This window comes from Erythrobacter sp. 'gip.4 top 5', assembly GCF_056495765.1.
In genome coordinates this window covers 1,652,691-1,668,090 of the sequence record NZ_CP200270.1, presented here as the reverse complement: position 1 = coordinate 1,668,090, position 15,400 = coordinate 1,652,691, and the positions used below count along the sequence as shown (strand labels likewise).

At 59.9% G+C, this 15,400-nt stretch carries 15 protein-coding genes and 1 pseudogene; 8 read left to right on the top strand and 8 right to left on the bottom strand.

Going from position 1 to position 15,400, the window contains the following annotated elements; genetic code table 11:
* Positions 1-12 precede the first annotated feature (12 nt).
* The 3 genes from rfbH to rfbF are packed head-to-tail and all read right to left on the bottom strand — an operon-like array spanning position 13 to position 3,208.
* Entirely contained in the window at positions 13-1,362 is a 1,350-nt protein-coding gene (gene rfbH, locus ACRANW_RS07975; RefSeq protein ID WP_479431291.1) for a lipopolysaccharide biosynthesis protein RfbH, read from the bottom strand.
* A complete protein-coding gene (gene rfbG / locus ACRANW_RS07970) occupies positions 1,359-2,447 on the bottom strand; it encodes a CDP-glucose 4,6-dehydratase (protein WP_479433893.1) in 1,089 nt (362 codons plus the stop codon). The genes rfbH and rfbG overlap by 4 nt, the downstream gene beginning before the upstream one ends.
* A complete protein-coding gene (gene rfbF, locus ACRANW_RS07965; protein WP_479431290.1) occupies positions 2,438-3,208 on the bottom strand; it encodes a glucose-1-phosphate cytidylyltransferase in 771 nt (256 codons plus the stop codon). Before rfbF ends, rfbG begins: the two co-directional genes overlap by 10 nt.
* A 457-nt stretch (positions 3,209-3,665) precedes the next feature.
* On the opposite strand from rfbF, the gene ACRANW_RS07960 reads away from it, so the two are divergent.
* Positions 3,666-4,670, top strand: coding sequence for an XdhC family protein (locus ACRANW_RS07960; RefSeq protein ID WP_479431289.1), 1,005 nt, complete (start codon positions 3,666-3,668; stop codon positions 4,668-4,670).
* 26 nt (positions 4,671-4,696) lie between these two features.
* Here the strand turns inward: ACRANW_RS07960 and ACRANW_RS07955 are convergent.
* The 3 genes and pseudogenes from ACRANW_RS07955 to ACRANW_RS07945 all read right to left on the bottom strand — a co-directional run.
* Positions 4,697-5,158, bottom strand: a pseudogene (locus ACRANW_RS07955) (nucleotidyltransferase family protein); the annotation flags it as partial.
* Positions 5,159-5,178: 20 nt separating this feature from the next.
* The gene (locus ACRANW_RS07950) at positions 5,179-7,446 is read right to left on the bottom strand and encodes a xanthine dehydrogenase family protein molybdopterin-binding subunit (protein WP_479431288.1); all 2,268 of its coding nucleotides are present in this window, start codon (positions 7,444-7,446) and stop codon (positions 5,179-5,181) included.
* Positions 7,446-7,922, bottom strand: coding sequence for a (2Fe-2S)-binding protein (locus ACRANW_RS07945; RefSeq protein ID WP_479431287.1), 477 nt, complete (start codon positions 7,920-7,922; stop codon positions 7,446-7,448). The genes ACRANW_RS07950 and ACRANW_RS07945 overlap by 1 nt, the downstream gene beginning before the upstream one ends.
* A 161-nt stretch (positions 7,923-8,083) precedes the next feature.
* Here ACRANW_RS07945 and ACRANW_RS07940 point away from each other — a divergent pair, with 161 nt between their 5' ends.
* From ACRANW_RS07940 to ACRANW_RS07910, 7 genes are all read left to right on the top strand, one after another.
* Positions 8,084-8,986: an HpcH/HpaI aldolase/citrate lyase family protein gene (locus tag ACRANW_RS07940; RefSeq protein WP_479431286.1), complete on the top strand. Its 903-nt coding sequence runs from the start codon at positions 8,084-8,086 to the stop codon at positions 8,984-8,986.
* 68 nt (positions 8,987-9,054) lie between these two features.
* Complete coding sequence (locus ACRANW_RS07935) at positions 9,055-9,468, top strand: holin family protein (protein ID WP_479431285.1); 414 nt, start codon at positions 9,055-9,057, stop codon at positions 9,466-9,468.
* 39 nt (positions 9,469-9,507) lie between these two features.
* Entirely contained in the window at positions 9,508-9,948 is a 441-nt protein-coding gene (locus tag ACRANW_RS07930) for a type II 3-dehydroquinate dehydratase (protein WP_479431284.1), read from the top strand.
* 116 nt (positions 9,949-10,064) lie between these two features.
* Positions 10,065-10,577, top strand: coding sequence for an acetyl-CoA carboxylase biotin carboxyl carrier protein (gene accB, locus ACRANW_RS07925; protein WP_479431283.1), 513 nt, complete (start codon positions 10,065-10,067; stop codon positions 10,575-10,577).
* 4 nt (positions 10,578-10,581) lie between these two features.
* On the top strand, positions 10,582-11,931 hold the full coding sequence (accC, locus tag ACRANW_RS07920; protein WP_479431282.1) for an acetyl-CoA carboxylase biotin carboxylase subunit: 1,350 nt from the start codon (positions 10,582-10,584) through the stop codon (positions 11,929-11,931).
* A 374-nt stretch (positions 11,932-12,305) separates the two neighbouring features.
* Positions 12,306-12,509, top strand: coding sequence for a hypothetical protein (locus tag ACRANW_RS07915; RefSeq protein WP_479431281.1), 204 nt, complete (start codon positions 12,306-12,308; stop codon positions 12,507-12,509).
* 247 nt (positions 12,510-12,756) lie between these two features.
* Entirely contained in the window at positions 12,757-14,067 is a 1,311-nt protein-coding gene (locus tag ACRANW_RS07910) for an NAD(P)/FAD-dependent oxidoreductase (RefSeq protein ID WP_479431280.1), read from the top strand.
* 403 nt (positions 14,068-14,470) lie between these two features.
* Here ACRANW_RS07910 and ACRANW_RS07905 read toward each other — a convergent pair whose 3' ends face one another.
* The gene (locus ACRANW_RS07905; RefSeq protein ID WP_479431279.1) at positions 14,471-14,917 is read right to left on the bottom strand and encodes a GFA family protein; all 447 of its coding nucleotides are present in this window, start codon (positions 14,915-14,917) and stop codon (positions 14,471-14,473) included.
* Positions 14,914-15,375, bottom strand: coding sequence for an Lrp/AsnC family transcriptional regulator (locus tag ACRANW_RS07900; protein WP_479431278.1), 462 nt, complete (start codon positions 15,373-15,375; stop codon positions 14,914-14,916). Before ACRANW_RS07900 ends, ACRANW_RS07905 begins: the two co-directional genes overlap by 4 nt.
* Positions 15,376-15,400: the final 25 nt, after the last annotated feature.

Below are 15,400 nucleotides of genomic sequence, written 5' to 3'. Positions count from 1 at the left end.
ACTCTGATCAGTTTAACGCCGAACGAACTTGGCAATCGTCTCAGCTGTATAACCGATCTGGCTCTCGGTAAGGCCCGGATAGATACCAACCCAAAAACACCGCTCTGTGATGATATCCGCATTGGTGAGTTCGCCGACCACGCGATAATCGCGGCCCTTCATATAGGGCTGCCGAGTGAGGTTGCCGCCGAACAGCAGGCGGGTGCCGACCTTCATGTCGTTGAGATGGGTCACAAGATCATCGCGCGAGAACTTGGTCCCTTCGCGCAGGGTGATCGGATAGCCGAACCAACTCGGTTCGCTGTTGGGGGTCGCTTCGGGCAGAATTAGCACGTCTTCCAGCGGGCGCAGCAATTCAGTCAGCAAGTCGAAATTGCGACGCCGTGCGGCGACGAATTCGTCCACCCGGTCCATCTGTGCCAGACCAACCGCAGCCTGCATGTCGGTAATCTTGAGGTTATAGCCGCAGTGACTGTAAGTGTACTTATGGTCATAGCCGAACGGCAGATCGCCAAGACGGCGGCAGAAACGCTTGCCGCAGGTGTTGTCGACGCCGGGCGCGCACCAGCAATCGCGGCCCCAGTCGCGCATCGATTCCATCACCCGCTTCAGCCGCGGCTTGTCGGTGAACACCGCGCCGCCTTCACCCATGGTGATGTGGTGTGCGGGATAGAAGCTCAGCGTTCCCATGTGCCCCATCGTGCCAACATGCTGACCGCCATAGGTCGCGCCGAGCGAATCGCAGCAATCCTCGACCACGAAGAGATTGTACTTTTCCGCGACCCGCATCACTTCTGCGAGGTCAAAGGGATTGCCGAGCGTGTGGGCCAGCATGATCACTTTAGTCCGTTCGGTGACCGCAGCCTCGATCATTTCGGGCTTGATGTTGTAGGTCGGGATATCGACGTCAACGAACGCCGGGACAATGCCGTATTGCAGCGCGGGGTTGACCGTGGTGGGGAAGCCGGTCGCCACAGAGATCATCTCGTCGCCCGGCTTGACCGCGTCGTTGCGCAGGTAATGGCTGGTGAGAGTCGAAAAAGCGACGAGATTGGCCGAAGATCCCGAATTGACCGTCAAGGCGTGCTGGACGCCGACGTAAGAAGCCAAACGCTTTTCAAATTCGTCATTGAAACGGCCAGTAGTCAGCCAGAAATCGAGGCAGCTTTCCGCAAGATACTGCATCTCTTTGGCGCCATAAACCTTACCGGATACCGGAACGGCACCGTGACCAGGCTCAAACGCGCTAGGCACGTGATGCGCTTCGGCGTACTGGCCAACAAGATCGACAATCAGTTTACGGAACTCAGGCTCACCAAGTGCGCGCAGCTCTTCCGGGGACGTAGGCAGAGGACGGTTCATGTTCTTTCGCTTTCCTGAAGCGCGGCATTCATCCGCAAGTGGTACTCTGAGAGTTGATCACGCGACACGCCCAAGGCGTCCCTCCCTGCCGCGTGGGCTTTGTGCCAATCGATAATTCTATCGATTGTGGCATTTAAATCGAAGGCCGGGCGCCATCCAAGCTCTGCCTGGGCCTTTGAACAGTCAAGCTTCAATAAACCAGCTTCATGCCGCCCGTCATTTCCGGTCAATTCGTAAGAACCGCTACCCCAACGCGCAATCATCCGCTCGACAATCCAGCTTACTGGGCGCGCATCCGAGGGCGAGGGGCCGAAATTCCAGGCGGTAGCAAAACGGGCTTTCCCTTGTGCTAAATGTTGGGCGATCAGAAGATATCCCCCTAGTGCTTCGAACACGTGCTGCCACGGCCGCACCGCATGGGGTGAACGGACCATGACGGGTTCGCCTGCCACGATGGCACGCACGATATCAGGGACCAAGCGATCTTGCGCCCAATCGCCCCCACCGATCACATTTCCAGCCCGGACAGAAGCCAACAGCGCCGCGCCCTCCTTCGAGAAAAACGACTGGCGGTACGACGCGATCACGAGCTCCGCCGCCGCCTTGCTGGCACTATACGGATCGTGCCCGCCCAGAGCATCGGTCTCCCGGTATGGCCAGTCCCATTCGTTGTTGTGATAGCACTTGTCGCTTGTCACCGCGACAATTGCCTCAAGCCCGGCAACACGCCGGCAGGCATCCAGCACGTGCGCTGTACCCTGCACATTCGTCGCGAAGGTTTCTCGCGGTTCGTCATAGGACAAACGCACAAGCGGTTGCGCGGCGAGATGAAATACCGTCTGCGGTTGTGCCTCAGAAATAATTGAGTCTACCAATCGAGCGTCACGGATATCGCCCTCATTGTGACGGACAAGGCTTTCGCCCCCGATTTGGCGGAACAGGCTGGGGTCTTCAGCGCAAAGCGAAAAACCTGTCACATCGGCGCCCATTTCAGACAACCACAGTGACAACCAGGTCCCCTTAAAGCCTGTATGGCCTGTCACAAACACCCGGCGACCGGCCCAAAATTTACGGTCTACCAGCATTTCCACGGCGCACCTTGACTCCAGAGTTCCTCAAGATGGATCTTATCGCGCAGGGTGTCCATCGGCTGCCAGAACCCATCGTGACGATAGCCATGCAGTTGGCCCTCTACAGCCAGCCGCTCCATCGGCTCGCGCTCCCAAGTGGACTCGGGACCGTCAATATAGTCGTCAAGGACAGAGGGATGCCCAACAAAGAACCCGCCATTGATCAGGCCGCCATCACCCGCAGGCTTTTCGCGAAACCCCATCACAGTTGTGCCGTCAAACTCGAGAGCACCAAAACGCCCCGGAGGCGCAACCGCGGTCACCGTCGCCTTCGCCCCATGTGAATGATGGAAATCAAGCAGGGCGCCGATGTCGATATCAGCGACACCATCACCATAGGTGAAGAAAAATGGCTCGTCGTCATTGAGATACGATCGAACCGCCTTCAGCCGGCCTCCCGTCATCGTATCGGCGCCGGTATCAACCAATGTAACCTTCCAACCCTCGTTGCGGTTCCGATGAACCTCGATGCTATTGGCCTCAAGATCAATGGTCACGTCGGCAAGGTGAAGGAAGTAGTTGGCAAAGTATTCTTTGATGAGGTAACCCTTATATCCAAGGCATATCACAAATTCTTTGACACCATAATGAGAATAAATCTTCATTATGTGCCAAATGATCGGCATGCCGCCGATCTCCACCATAGGCTTCGGCTTTATCGCGGTTTCTTCCCCCAAGCGCGTCCCAAGGCCGCCCGCCAAAATCACTGCTTTCATAATGCTTTCACGCTCAAATAGAGATCGGCATTCTACCGATACCGCCGCCCCCAGGCGGTCAGCCCAAATGTCCGATTGTGAGTGGATGTTTGAGTTGCGCCCTACATTCCGTTGCCCGACGCGCTAACGCACTGGAACCTGGAGCACAAGATCAATTTCTGAAGTCCGGCAAGGCGTTTTTTTGAAGCGATAAACCGCGAATTGACAGCCGCGTTTTTACAACAGACTAGCAAAATTTAGGTCTGCGAATGGCTTAAGATTGAATGAACAAAAAAGCCGCAATTCTGAATCAAGTGGCAACGAAATGAGGATGGTGAGGTTATGAGCGGAGATACGCCTTTGATATTCGCAAAAATATGACCTCTTTGGCGGCCTTGTGTCGAAAGGACGCAGCATTGCGTGCGATGTTCACGTCGACTACGTGCGGCAGCGTCATTTTTTAAAGAAGTATTTGCATATGAGCTGCTGTCACCTTTCCTCATCAGCCGATGATATTCGCGCGGCATTGCTAGCCAACAACCCGCTACCCAAACGCATAGCACTTGCCACCTTAGTCCAGGTCGACGGACCATCTCCGCGCGATATTGGAGCACAGATGCTCGTCACAGACGCCGGAGAATGGGGGTTTTTGTCCGGTGGCTGCATTGAAAGCGATGTGGCGGCCCATGCTCGCGAGGCGCTGATTAGCGGTCAGTCACGCCTCCTGCGCTATGGTCAGGGCAGTCCATGGATCGATATCAAGCTCGCTTGCGGATCAGGGATCAGCGTCCTGGTCGAGCCTGTTGCTGTGAATGAAGCGGCCGTCACCACCTTGCTGGATGGCTGGCGAACGCGACAGCCGATATTGTGGTCGAGCGACGGGCACACGCGCTCCGCGGCCGTCAGTGATGAGGCGCACGCCGATCGCTGGAACGGAAAGCACTACACGCGATTGTTCGCACCGCCCCTGCGATTGGTGGTAATCGGTGAAGATGGCGCGGCGCTGACCGCAGCCGCGTTGGCGCGGACGATGGGCTGGGAAGTAGTGTTGATTGCGCCGGGTGGGCGGGAAGCACCGTCATACCCTGATATCACCTACCATAACGGCGATCCTGTTGGTGCGCTTACCTCCATCGGGATCGACCGCTGGACCGCCATTGCCGTGCTTTCGCACGACCGCGAAGATGAAGAGCGCGGACTGGCAGCCGCTTTGCAGAGCGAGGCGTTCTATGTCGGCGCGATCGGCGCGCGCACGCGGATCGAAGCGCGCATCGGTTTGCTGCGAGGGCACGGTGTCAACGAAGCAGCGATTGCTCGCCTGCACGCGCCAATAGGGCTTTACGGGTTCGGCAAGGCCCCGCGCGATGTGGCGCTTTCGCTGGTGGCGGAAGTCGCGCAAGGCTTCCACGCGCGTCTCGCAGCGGCAAGATCATCCGGCGTATCAATGTCGAGCAGCGCGCCGCTGTCTTCGGTGTCGCAGTAAGCCACGTCCCCATCGCGCTGGCGCATCAGCGCGGTTGCGCCTTGATCGCCTGTCAGCATAAGCAGATCGGGGTAGGCTGCGCGCATGAAGGCGACCGGGTGGCAGGGCTTGCCATCAAACCTCGGCCGCGCAGCATAACCGGCCAGGCTCGCTGCCTCGGCAAGCCGCGTGCAAAGCCCCACGGGCACCAGCGGCATATCCCCGAGGAACACGCATACGCCGATCGTCTCGGGCAACAGCGCAGCAATACCGCAGCGCAAACTCGCGGCCATGCCTTCGGCCCAGCCGGGCGCATTGATGATGCGGGCATCGATACCGGAGAGCGCCGCGCGGATCCGGGCGTCTTCCGCGCCAGTCACAACGATCACTTCAGCGAAGCCCGCCACAGCAACCGCCTCGGCCACGCGCCGGATGACGGGTGCGCCCGCCAGATCAGCCAGCAGCTTGCCTCCGCCAAAGCGCCGTCCCGCACCCCCGGCCAGGATCATCGCCGACCAGCCGTGCAAATTTATGCCTTCGTCTGAGTCAGCATGGGCAGGTTGCGGATGCGCTTCCCAGTCGCTGCCGCAAGAGCATTGGCTAGGGCCGGCGATGCAGGCGGCAGGCCCGGCTCCCCGATGCCTCCGGTTTTGGCCCCGCTTTCGATGAAGTGAACGTCCACTTCGGGCGGCGCGTCAGCGAGCTTGAGGATCGGGTAATCGGGGAAATTGCTCTGCACCACGGCGCCTTTGTCGAGCGTGATCTGTTCGCCAATGGCGGAGGACAGCCCCATGATCAGACCACCCATGATTTGCGCGTCGGCATTCAAGGGGTTCACCGTCGTGCCGCAATCCACCACCGCCCAGGCCTTGAGCACCTTGGGGCTGCCATCGGCCTTTACGGTGGCCTCGATCACTTCGGCGACGATCGTGCCGAAACTCTCGACAATGGCGATCCCGCGCCCGACGCCTTCGGGCACCGCCCCGCCCCAGCCTGAACGCTTCGCCACCATGTCGAGCACGGCCACATGCCGCGATCCAGCGGGCAGATGCTTGCGCCGGAACTGGTACGGGTCTTCGCCCGCGGCCGCTGCGAGTTCATCCATGAAGCTTTCGGTATAAAACCCGATCTGGGTCGCATTCACGGAACGCCACGGCCCGTCGATCTGGTTCGACTGGTAAGCAAAGTGGCGGCGCGCGGTTGCAGGAATGGCGTAAATGAACGGCACCTCCCCTTCGGCATTGCCGCTTTGGGCGTAATCCATCTGAAACGCCGTGATCTGACCGTCTTTCAGTGAGGCCTTGAGCCCTGCCGAGGACTGCGGACGATACGTGCCGTGGCGAACATCCTCCTCACGGCTCCAGATCAGCTTGACGGGATAGGGAAGCTGCTTGGCGAGCACCGCCACCTGATCGATAATTTCAACCATATCGGGGAAACGCCGGCCAAAGCCGCCGCCCATGATCATCGGGTTAAACACGACTTTATCCACCTCCAGCCCCGCCGCCTTCGCCGCCTTGGCGCGGGTGCTGAGCGGATCCTGCAAGCCGCCCCACAGATGCAGCGTTCCGTCTCTGAAGTGGCCTGTGAGCGCGAAGGGCTCCATCGTCGCGTGGTGGAGGAAGGGAACGCGGTATTCGGCCTCGACCATTTGGACGCCGGCTGCGCCAAAGGCGGCATCGACATCGCCTTCACCACCTTTGTTATCCGGCTTTTCGGCGGTTTGACGCAGCTTCGCCTGGGCCGCGTAAATCGCCGGAGTGGAAACGGCCGTATGTCCGCCGTCGGAGAACGTCGGGGAAAGCGCGGCAAGCCCTTTTTGCGCAGGCCAATAGCCTTTGGCGACCACGATCACCGCATCGTCAAGCTTCACGACTTTTTCGACGCCCTTGATGGCCAGTGCGGGCGCTTCGTCCACCGATATGAGCTTGCCACCGCGCACCGGCGCTGCCGCAATGGTGGCGACGCGCATGTCGGGCAAGGTGAAGTCGATACCGTAAACGGCGCTGCCATCCACCTTGGCGGGGATGTCACGGCGAGGCACCGGCTGGCCGATCAGCTTCCACTGGTCGCGGGTCTTGAGCACGGGATCGCCGCGCAGCGAACGCTCTGCTGCGCCTGCCGCCAGCGCGCCGTAACGCAGCGATTTTCCTGATGTGGCGTGGATGACTGTGCTGTCCGCCGTGGTCAACTCGCTCGCCGGAACGCCGAGCCGGTCGGCCGCTTCCTCAATCAGCGCCATCCGCACCGCCGCGCCGGTCTTGCGCATCCCGACCTCGCCTGTGAAGCGGATCGCGGACGAGCCGCCAGTGATCATCAGCGGCAATGTGCGCGCCATCATGCCGATAATCGCGTCCGGCAGCAGCCCCGCGACAGTCTCGCCGACCATTTCGGGCAGAAAGCCCTTGGCCAGCGCCGCATTGGCGAAGGCAAGATCGGCCGGCGCCTGCTCGATCCTGACCTTGTCCCATGCGGCATCCAATTCATCTGCCAGCATCTGGCCGAGCGCCGTGTGTGACCCCTGCCCAAAGTCGATATGCGGGGAGAATAGCGTGACCGTGTCATCCTCGGCGATCTTCATCCACGTGAGGAAGCCATGCTCGCCTTCACCCACGGTGAGCGCCTTGGCCTTGGCTTTGACACTGCTGTCGGTCCACCATACGCCAAAGATGCCGCCGCCCACCAGCAGCGCGCTTCCGGCAAGAAAGATGCGCCGCTTCACGCCCTTCTTCCTGGGTTTAGTCTCGGGCTGGGCGGTTTCGGGGAAATCGAGATCAGGATTGGGGTTGTCGGCCATCAGGCGTCTCCCACTTGCGTCGCTGCGCCGGTGGCAGCAAGAATGGCCTTGCGGATGCGCGGATAGGTGCCGCAACGGCAGATATTGGTCATCGCCTCGTCAATCTGGGCGTCGCTGGGCGTGCCGACCCGCTCGATCAGCGCCACGGCGGCCATAATCTGGCCCGACTGGCAATAACCACATTGTGGCACTTGCGCCTCGATCCACGCGGCTTGCACCTTGTGGAGCACGCCATCGGCGCTTTTGAGGCCCTCGATCGTGGTTACGGCCTTGCCCGCAATATCGCTCAACGGAACGCTGCAAGAGCGTGTGACTGCACCATCGACATGGACCGAACACGCCCCGCAGGCCGCGACGCCGCACCCAAACTTGGTGCCGGTCATGCCGAGATCGTCACGCAAGACCCACAGCAGCGGCGTGTCGGTCTCTGCCTCCACGCTCACCGGCTTCCCGTTGACTGTAAATGCCGTGGCCACAGGCGGCTCCCCAAAAATTGCTTACACCTCGTTATATAGCAACCCGTCGGCGCGCCTCCTAACGGAAAGACAAGGCGGTGCGAGGCATCGGGCAAATGACGCAGGCTTGCAGGTCGCGGTGGCGCTTCGTAAGCGCACAGCAACGACGAGAGGAATGTTTCATGGCTCATACCGTCCCTGCCCCGCTCCGGATGCGTTCGTGGCTGTTTGCGCCTGGCGATAGCGAGAAAAAGATGGCCAAGGCGATCGCCGGTTCGGCGGATATTGCGTTGCTGGACCTCGAAGATTCTGTCTCGCCAGAGAACAAGCCTGCGGCGCGCGCGCTGGTTTGCGAACAGATTGCCGCGTCGGACAATCGCCAACGTCTCTGGGTGCGAATCAATCCGGTTTCCACCAGCGATTGCATCGCTGATCTCGCGGCGATCATTCCCTCCCGGCCCGGCGGCGTATTTCTGCCCAAGGCGGAAGGCGCAGCGGATATCACACAGCTACACTATTATCTGACCGCACTGGAGGCTGCGAACGGCTTGCCGCCGGGTCGCACGCTGATCGCGGCCTTGGTGACTGAGACTGCCGCCGCCATGTTTCGCACCGGCGAATATGCCGGCGATTATCCGGGTCGCCAGCGGCTGGTAGCGATGAGTTGGGGGGCAGAGGACTTATCCTCTGCGCTCGGTGCGCGCGAACAGCGGGGCGCAAACGGCGAATATGCGCCTACCTATGAATTGGCGCGCAGCCTGTGCTTGATCGGCGCTGCGGCAGCAGGCGTCGCGCCGATCGAGACCGTGCAGCCCGAATTCCGCGATCTTGCGGCCTTGGAGCATCGCGCGAAGTCCGTGCGGGCACAGGGCTTTCGCGGGATGCTGGCGATCCACCCCGCGCAGGTCGATCCGATCAACACCGCCTTCACGCCGAACGCCGAAGAATTGGCTCACGCGAGCGCAGTAGTGCAAGCCTTTGCCGAACATCCGGGGGCCGGCGTGGTGGCGCTGGACGGCGCCATGCTTGATCGGCCGCATCTGGTTCTAGCACAGCGGTTGCTGGCAGAAGCGGGTGAGCAATAGGTTAAATCGCTTTCCTACTTTAACCTGATTGGTCATCTGTGGGGGACTCGAGCCTTCAGGAGCGCACTATGTCCCTCGTTGATGTCCTCATCGGTCCCCTCGCCTCAATCATCGACAAGATCATTCCCGACAAGGAAGCCCGCGCCAAGGCCAAACTAGAGCTGATCGCGCTCGAAGGCAGCCAGGAAATGCGGATGATCGAGGCGCAATTGCAGGCCATCGTTGCCGAGGCGAGCTCCGCCGATCCCTGGACCAGCCGCGCCCGGCCAAGCTTCCTTTATGTCATGTACATCCTGCTGCTCGCCGCGCTGCCGATGGGGGTGCTTAGCGCGTTCAATCCAGCCGCCGCGCGGGACATTGCGGCTGGGATGAACGCTTATCTCGCTGGGCTGCCGGAGCCACTTTATGCGCTGTTTGGTACGGGCTACCTCGGTTACACCGCCGCGCGCCAATGGGGTAAGGTGAAGGGCGTGGATCGGTAGGCCTTTCGCCATGGGCGCAGCAACGCTAAGCCCGCTTCCATGACGAACCTTATCTACGTCCTCAATGGCCCCAACCTCAATCTGCTCGGCACGCGCGAGCCTGAGATCTACGGCACCACCACGCTTGATGATATTGCCGGGATGCTCGAAGACCGCGCCCGCGAATTGGGGCTCGAAATCGAGATGCGCCAGACCAATCACGAAGGGATGCTGGTCGACTGGCTCCATGAAGCGCAAGCCGAAGGCGCGCGCGCGGTTCTGCTGAACGCGGCAGCCTACACCCATACCTCGGTCGCATTGCTGGACGCGATAAAGGCGATCCGCACGCCGGTGATCGAAGTCCACCTCTCCGATCCCAAGACCCGCGAGACCTTCCGCCATCTCTCCTATGTCGGCATGGCCGCTGCCATGACCGTTGAAGGCCACGGCGCGGATTCCTATCGCATCGCGCTCGAAGCCGTAGCGTCGGGACAAGTCTGACCGTAGTTTTTTATCGTCACCCAACTTTCACATTTTGCACCCTTGCCACTTGCCAGCCGCAATTGGTGTGAATAGGTCGCGACAGGTAACGGGATACCAATCACCAAGGGGCTTTCATGTCGAACGACGACGGACACGGCAAAGACGGCAATAAGCGCAAGCCGGGGGGCATGAATATCGACACCGCACTGGTGCGTGAGCTTGCTGAATTGCTTAACGAAACCGGCCTGACCGAAATCGAGGTCGAAGATGACGACCGCAAGATCCGCGTGTCACGCGCAGCCGTTGCGGCGGCTGCGCCAGCCTATGCCGCGGCGCCCGCTCAGCTCGCCGCCGCGCCTGCGCCGATGGCCGCGGCGCCAGTTGCACCCGAAGCTGCAGCTGGCTCTGACATGACGAATGCAGTCAGGTCACCGATGGTCGGTACCTGCTATCTCACCCCGGAACCGGGGGCTGCGCCGTTCGTCACCGTCGGCCAAGCGGTTAAGGAAGGCGACACGCTGCTGATCGTCGAAGCGATGAAGGTAATGAACCCGATCACCGCGCCGCGCGCCGGCACCGTCACCGCAATCCTGATCGAAACCGCCCAGCCGGTCGAATTTGATCAGCCCTTGGTGATGATTTCCTAAACTCATGGCCATCAAACGCATCCTGATCGCCAATCGTGGCGAAATCGCCCTGCGCATCCACCGTGCGGCGCATGAAATGGGGATCGAGACAGTCGCGGTGCACTCCACCGCTGATGCTGATGCCATGCACGTGCGGCTTGCCGATCACGCGGTGTGCATAGGCCCGCCGCCTGCCGGTGAAAGCTACCTCAACATCGCCAACATAATCTCGGCAGCCGAAATTGCGCAGTGCGATGCGATCCATCCAGGTTACGGCTTTTTGTCCGAAAACGCCAAGTTCGCTGACATCGTCGAAGCACATGATATCATTTGGATCGGCCCCAAGCCCGAACACATTCGCACAATGGGCGACAAGATTGAGGCCAAGCGCACAGCGGGCGCGCTCGGTTTGCCGCTCGTCCCCGGCTCAGATGGCGCTGTTTCCGATATCGCCGAAGCCAAGGCGATTGCCGAAGCCGCTGGTTATCCGGTGATCATCAAGGCTGCCAGCGGTGGCGGCGGGCGCGGTATGAAAGTGTGCAACGGCCCAGATCAGCTCGAAACGCTGATCCAGCAGGCCGGCAGCGAGGCAAAAGCTGCGTTCGGCGATGCCACCGTCTATATCGAGAAATACCTCGGCAATCCGCGGCACATCGAGTTTCAGGTGTTCGGAGATGGCAATGGCAACGCGATCCACTTAGGCGAGCGCGACTGTTCGCTCCAGCGCCGCCACCAGAAGGTGCTCGAAGAAGCGCCATCCCCCGTCATCACGCCCGAAGAACGCCACCGTATGGGTGAAATCTGCGCGCAGGCTATGCGCGACATGGCCTATCGCGGCGCAGGCACGATCGAGTTTCTGTGGGAAAACGGCGAGTTCTACTTCATCGAAATGAACACTCGCCTTCAGGTCGAACACCCCGTGACCGAAGCGATCACCGGCGTCGATTTGGTACGCGAACAGATCCGGATCGCGGAAGGCAAGCCGCTATCGGTGACGCAGGACGAGCTTGATTTCCAAGGCCATGCGATCGAGTGCCGGATCAACGCCGAGGATCCGTTCAATTTTGCGCCATCGCCCGGCCTCGTCACTTATTATCACGCAGCAGGCGGGATGCATGTGCGGGTCGATTCGGGACTCTATGCGGGATACCGGATCCCGCCTTACTACGACAGCATGATCGCCAAGGTCATCGTCTACGGACGCACCCGTGAAGGCTGCCTCATGCGTCTGCGGCGTGCACTTGAGGAAATGGTCGTCGAGGGCGTCAAGACCAATATCCCGTTGCATCGCGAATTATTGCGGCAAAAGGATGTGATCAATGGCGGCTATTCGATCAAATGGCTGGAAAATTGGCTTGAGGAGCGCGAAGTCTGAGCGCGCCTGAACTGAACCGCGACGGGGCCCAATTGTTTTGGGGCGCCGCCAAGACAGTTCTGCAAACCTTGGCGAAATGGTACGACAGCAACTTGCCTGCGCCGAGGATACGGCTTCGCGCGCTTGGCCCCTTTGCTCGTTTCCTGACAGGCGAAAGCCCTATTTCCCTAATTGCCAAGCAACACCTTGGAGCGTCGGCTCGCCCCGTGCGTGCTGTGGCCTTCAACAAGTCAGCAGCCACAAACTTGGCATTAGGCTGGCATCAAGACCGGACGATCAGCATCGTCAGTTGCGCAGAACTAGAAAGATTTGGCCCCTGGACCGTAAAACAGGGCCAGAATCACGTAGAGCCGCCCTTCACACTGGTCCAACGAATGTTGACCCTGCGTGTCCATCTTGACGATGTAGCCCATAACAATGCCCCGCTCGACATCGCCCTCGGCTCGCACTTGCTCGGCTATATCCCTGAGGCGAGCGTGCCTGAAGTGGTCTCAGCGAGCGAGGTTTTTTCCTGCCGAGCGCAGGGAGGCGATGTGTGGGCCTACGCGACGCCGATCCTTCATTCCTCGCGCCGTTGAAACAGTGATAGCACCCGCCGTGTCCTCTAAATAGACTATTGCGCAGAGCCCCTGCCCTTCCCGCTGAATTGGGCGCTGAGCCTTTGATCTAAAACGAGCATAACCGCTCTGGCCTTTGTGCGCCGCTCGTTCTATGTTGCACTGCAGCACACTGCGATCGGTTTGCATGATTTGGCGCGATTTTGTTCTGCGATCTGGCTAACAGAAGCGCAAAATTGCGCAGCGCAGTTGCGCAGAGGAGTATTGGATGGACCGCAAAACCCAGATCGTTGTTGTCGGCGGCGGCGCAGGTGGGCTGGAGCTGGTTCGTAGGCTAGGCGCAAAATACGGGCGCAAGGCGCATGACATCATCCTGGTCGACAAGAATCTCAGCCATATCTGGAAGCCGTTGCTGCATGAGGTTGCCGCAGGATCGCTGGATGCCAATCTCGACGAGGTCGGCTACCGCGGACACTGCTACCGCTGGGGCTATCGCTTCTTCCAAGGCAGCCTCGACGGGATTGACCGAACTGCCAAAACCATCAGCCTGGCGCCGGTCAAGGACGAAGATGGCAGCGCGTTGATCGAAGCGCATACCATTCGTTATGATATTCTCGCTTTGGCATTGGGGTCGGTGTCAAACGATTTTGGCGTGCCCGGCGTCAAAGAGCATTGCCTCTATCTCGACAGCCGCGAGCAAGCCGATCGGTTCCGCACCCGACTGCTTAACCACTGTCTGCGTGTCAGCCGTGCCATGATGAACGATCCGGGCGCGAATGAACAAGTTCGCATCGCGATTGTCGGTGGCGGAGCGACGGGCGTGGAGCTCGCTGCGGAACTTTACAACGCAGCCGGTGCGCTCAGGCACTACGGGCTCGAAGTGTTCGACGAAAGCCGGCTGCATGTCACCTTGCTAGAAGCTGGCCCCCGCATCCTTCCCGCGCTGCCTGAAAAACTGGCAGCGGCGGCGAAGCATGAACTTGGCGTGCTGGGCGTTCAGGTGCGCCCAGACGTGCAAGTGATAGAGGCCCGTCCGCGCCAGCTTATCACCAAAACCGGTGAAGTGATCGAGGCCGATCTGATCGTCTGGGCGGCAGGCGTAAAGGGTGCGGAGTTTCTGTCAGGTCTCGATCTTGAAACAAACACGAGGAACCAGATTCTCGTCACCGATACGCTTCAAACCACGGTCGATTCATGCATCTATGCGCTGGGTGACTGCGCCAGCTACACCCCGCCGGGTGAGGATCGCCCCGTCCCCCCGCGTGCACAGGCCGCACACCAGATGGCCGAGACCGTGTTCACCAACATCTGCCGGATGCAGAAGAACCTTTCGCTCCGGCACTTCGTCTATCGCGACAAGGGTTCACTCGTTTCGCTCAGCCGTTTTTCAACCGTGGGCAGCCTGATGGGCAACCTTGTGGGTGGTCGCATGGCAGTTGAAGGGCGGCTGGCGCGGCTGATCTATGCGTCGCTCTATCAATTGCATCTTATAGGCATCCACGGCTGGATCAAGGCGACCTTCCTGATGCTGGTAGGCCGCGTGAACCGCATTGTGCGACCACGCCTCAAACTTCATTAAAAGTCGATCGTCAATCGCACGTGTCCGCCATTGGCATTGAAACCGCCAACGGGCATGTTGTGAACATTGGCTTCGGCGGCAGCAGTCTCGGACAGCTTGATACGTGCCCGGGGGATGGCGCTGCCAAGCCCTCATCCCGCTGGCCGACGACCGAACCGAGGCGCTGGTTTGTCGCGCTTGGCGCACACACCACGATTTCGGTAATGAGCGGATTTGGGGCATCTGCGCCACAATCGGACACAAGAGGCGGCACGAGTTGCGTCAAGTCGATCACGGTTGGCCCGTCGGCGCCTATCTGGATTAGTGGTGGCGACGGGACTTTAGCGTCTGGCGCAACAGGGGTGGCTTCCAAGGGCTGCGCAGGCGGCAAGTCAGTCATCAGCAGTCCCTCACACCGGAAAGATCAATCGAAGCTGAACCCTTGCGCCATTGCCTCAGCGATCACCTCAGGCCCGGTCAACTTCGAACTTTCCTGAGCAATATCATACCAATCGGGCTTTTCGTCGACAAAAATCTGTTGTTCAATCCCAAAGCCCGGCGGCAGATCGAACAAACCCGCGAGAAAGCTGCGGTTGCCGTTGGGAAGAAAGCGATACCACAAGTTGCTACCGCAGGTTTTGCAGAAGGCTCTCTCGGCCCAGGGGCTGGAACGGTACAGGGTGATCGTATCTTCGCCGTTCACTTGTGAGTGCTCACCCTTCACGCCAGCATAGAAAGCTCCACCCCACCGCTGGCACATTGCACAGTGGCATATATCGACTTCGGCCTGCATTGCTTGCACCGTGATTGTCACCGCCCCGCACAGGCAATGGCCAGTGACAGGATCGGCAAGGCGCAATACGTCTTTCACAGCGGAACGCCGGGTTCCTGCTTAGCCGTGCGGATCGTGAGCGATGTCTTTACGCTTTCCACATTCGGCGCAGGCGTCAACTTACCAGTGAGAAACTCTTGAAAGCTTTGCAAATCCTTGCTGACAACCTTGAGGATGAAGTCAATCTCGCCATTGAGCATGTGACATTCGCGCACTTCGGGCAATTCGCGCATGTGCTCCTCGAATTCGCGCAAGGATGCTTCGGCCTGGCTTTTCAGACTTACCATGGCAAACACCGTGATCGCAAAGCCAAGCTTCGAAGGGTCGAGATCTGCGTGATATCCACGTATGACCCCGTCCTCTTCAAGGCCCCTAACACGGCGCAGACATGGCGGCGCAGTGAGACCGACGCGCTGGGCAAGTTCAACATTCGTCACTCGGCCTTCCGCCTGCAATTCTGCCAGCAAACGGCGATCGATATCGTCAAGATTGGCCACTTGGTTGAAGCTCCCCTGCACGGCC

What these genes read in the sequence shown, in the direction of transcription:
- rfbH (WP_479431291.1), bottom strand. Translation starts at nt 1,362, where the DNA reads ATGAACCGTCCTCTGCCTACGTCCCCGGAAGAGCTGCGCGCACTTGGT.
- ACRANW_RS07940 (WP_479431286.1), top strand. Translation starts at nt 8,084, where the DNA reads ATGGCTCATACCGTCCCTGCCCCGCTCCGGATGCGTTCGTGGCTGTTT.
- ACRANW_RS07915 (WP_479431281.1), top strand. Translation starts at nt 12,306, where the DNA reads ATGTTGACCCTGCGTGTCCATCTTGACGATGTAGCCCATAACAATGCC.
- rfbG (WP_479433893.1), bottom strand. Translation starts at nt 2,447, where the DNA reads ATGCTGGTAGACCGTAAATTTTGGGCCGGTCGCCGGGTGTTTGTGACA.
- ACRANW_RS07960 (WP_479431289.1), top strand. Translation starts at nt 3,666, where the DNA reads ATGAGCTGCTGTCACCTTTCCTCATCAGCCGATGATATTCGCGCGGCA.
- ACRANW_RS07950 (WP_479431288.1), bottom strand. Translation starts at nt 7,446, where the DNA reads ATGGCCGACAACCCCAATCCTGATCTCGATTTCCCCGAAACCGCCCAG.
- ACRANW_RS07935 (WP_479431285.1), top strand. Translation starts at nt 9,055, where the DNA reads ATGTCCCTCGTTGATGTCCTCATCGGTCCCCTCGCCTCAATCATCGAC.
- accB (WP_479431283.1), top strand. Translation starts at nt 10,065, where the DNA reads ATGTCGAACGACGACGGACACGGCAAAGACGGCAATAAGCGCAAGCCG.
- rfbF (WP_479431290.1), bottom strand. Translation starts at nt 3,208, where the DNA reads ATGAAAGCAGTGATTTTGGCGGGCGGCCTTGGGACGCGCTTGGGGGAA.
- accC (WP_479431282.1), top strand. Translation starts at nt 10,582, where the DNA reads ATGGCCATCAAACGCATCCTGATCGCCAATCGTGGCGAAATCGCCCTG.
- ACRANW_RS07910 (WP_479431280.1), top strand. Translation starts at nt 12,757, where the DNA reads ATGGACCGCAAAACCCAGATCGTTGTTGTCGGCGGCGGCGCAGGTGGG.
- ACRANW_RS07930 (WP_479431284.1), top strand. Translation starts at nt 9,508, where the DNA reads ATGACGAACCTTATCTACGTCCTCAATGGCCCCAACCTCAATCTGCTC.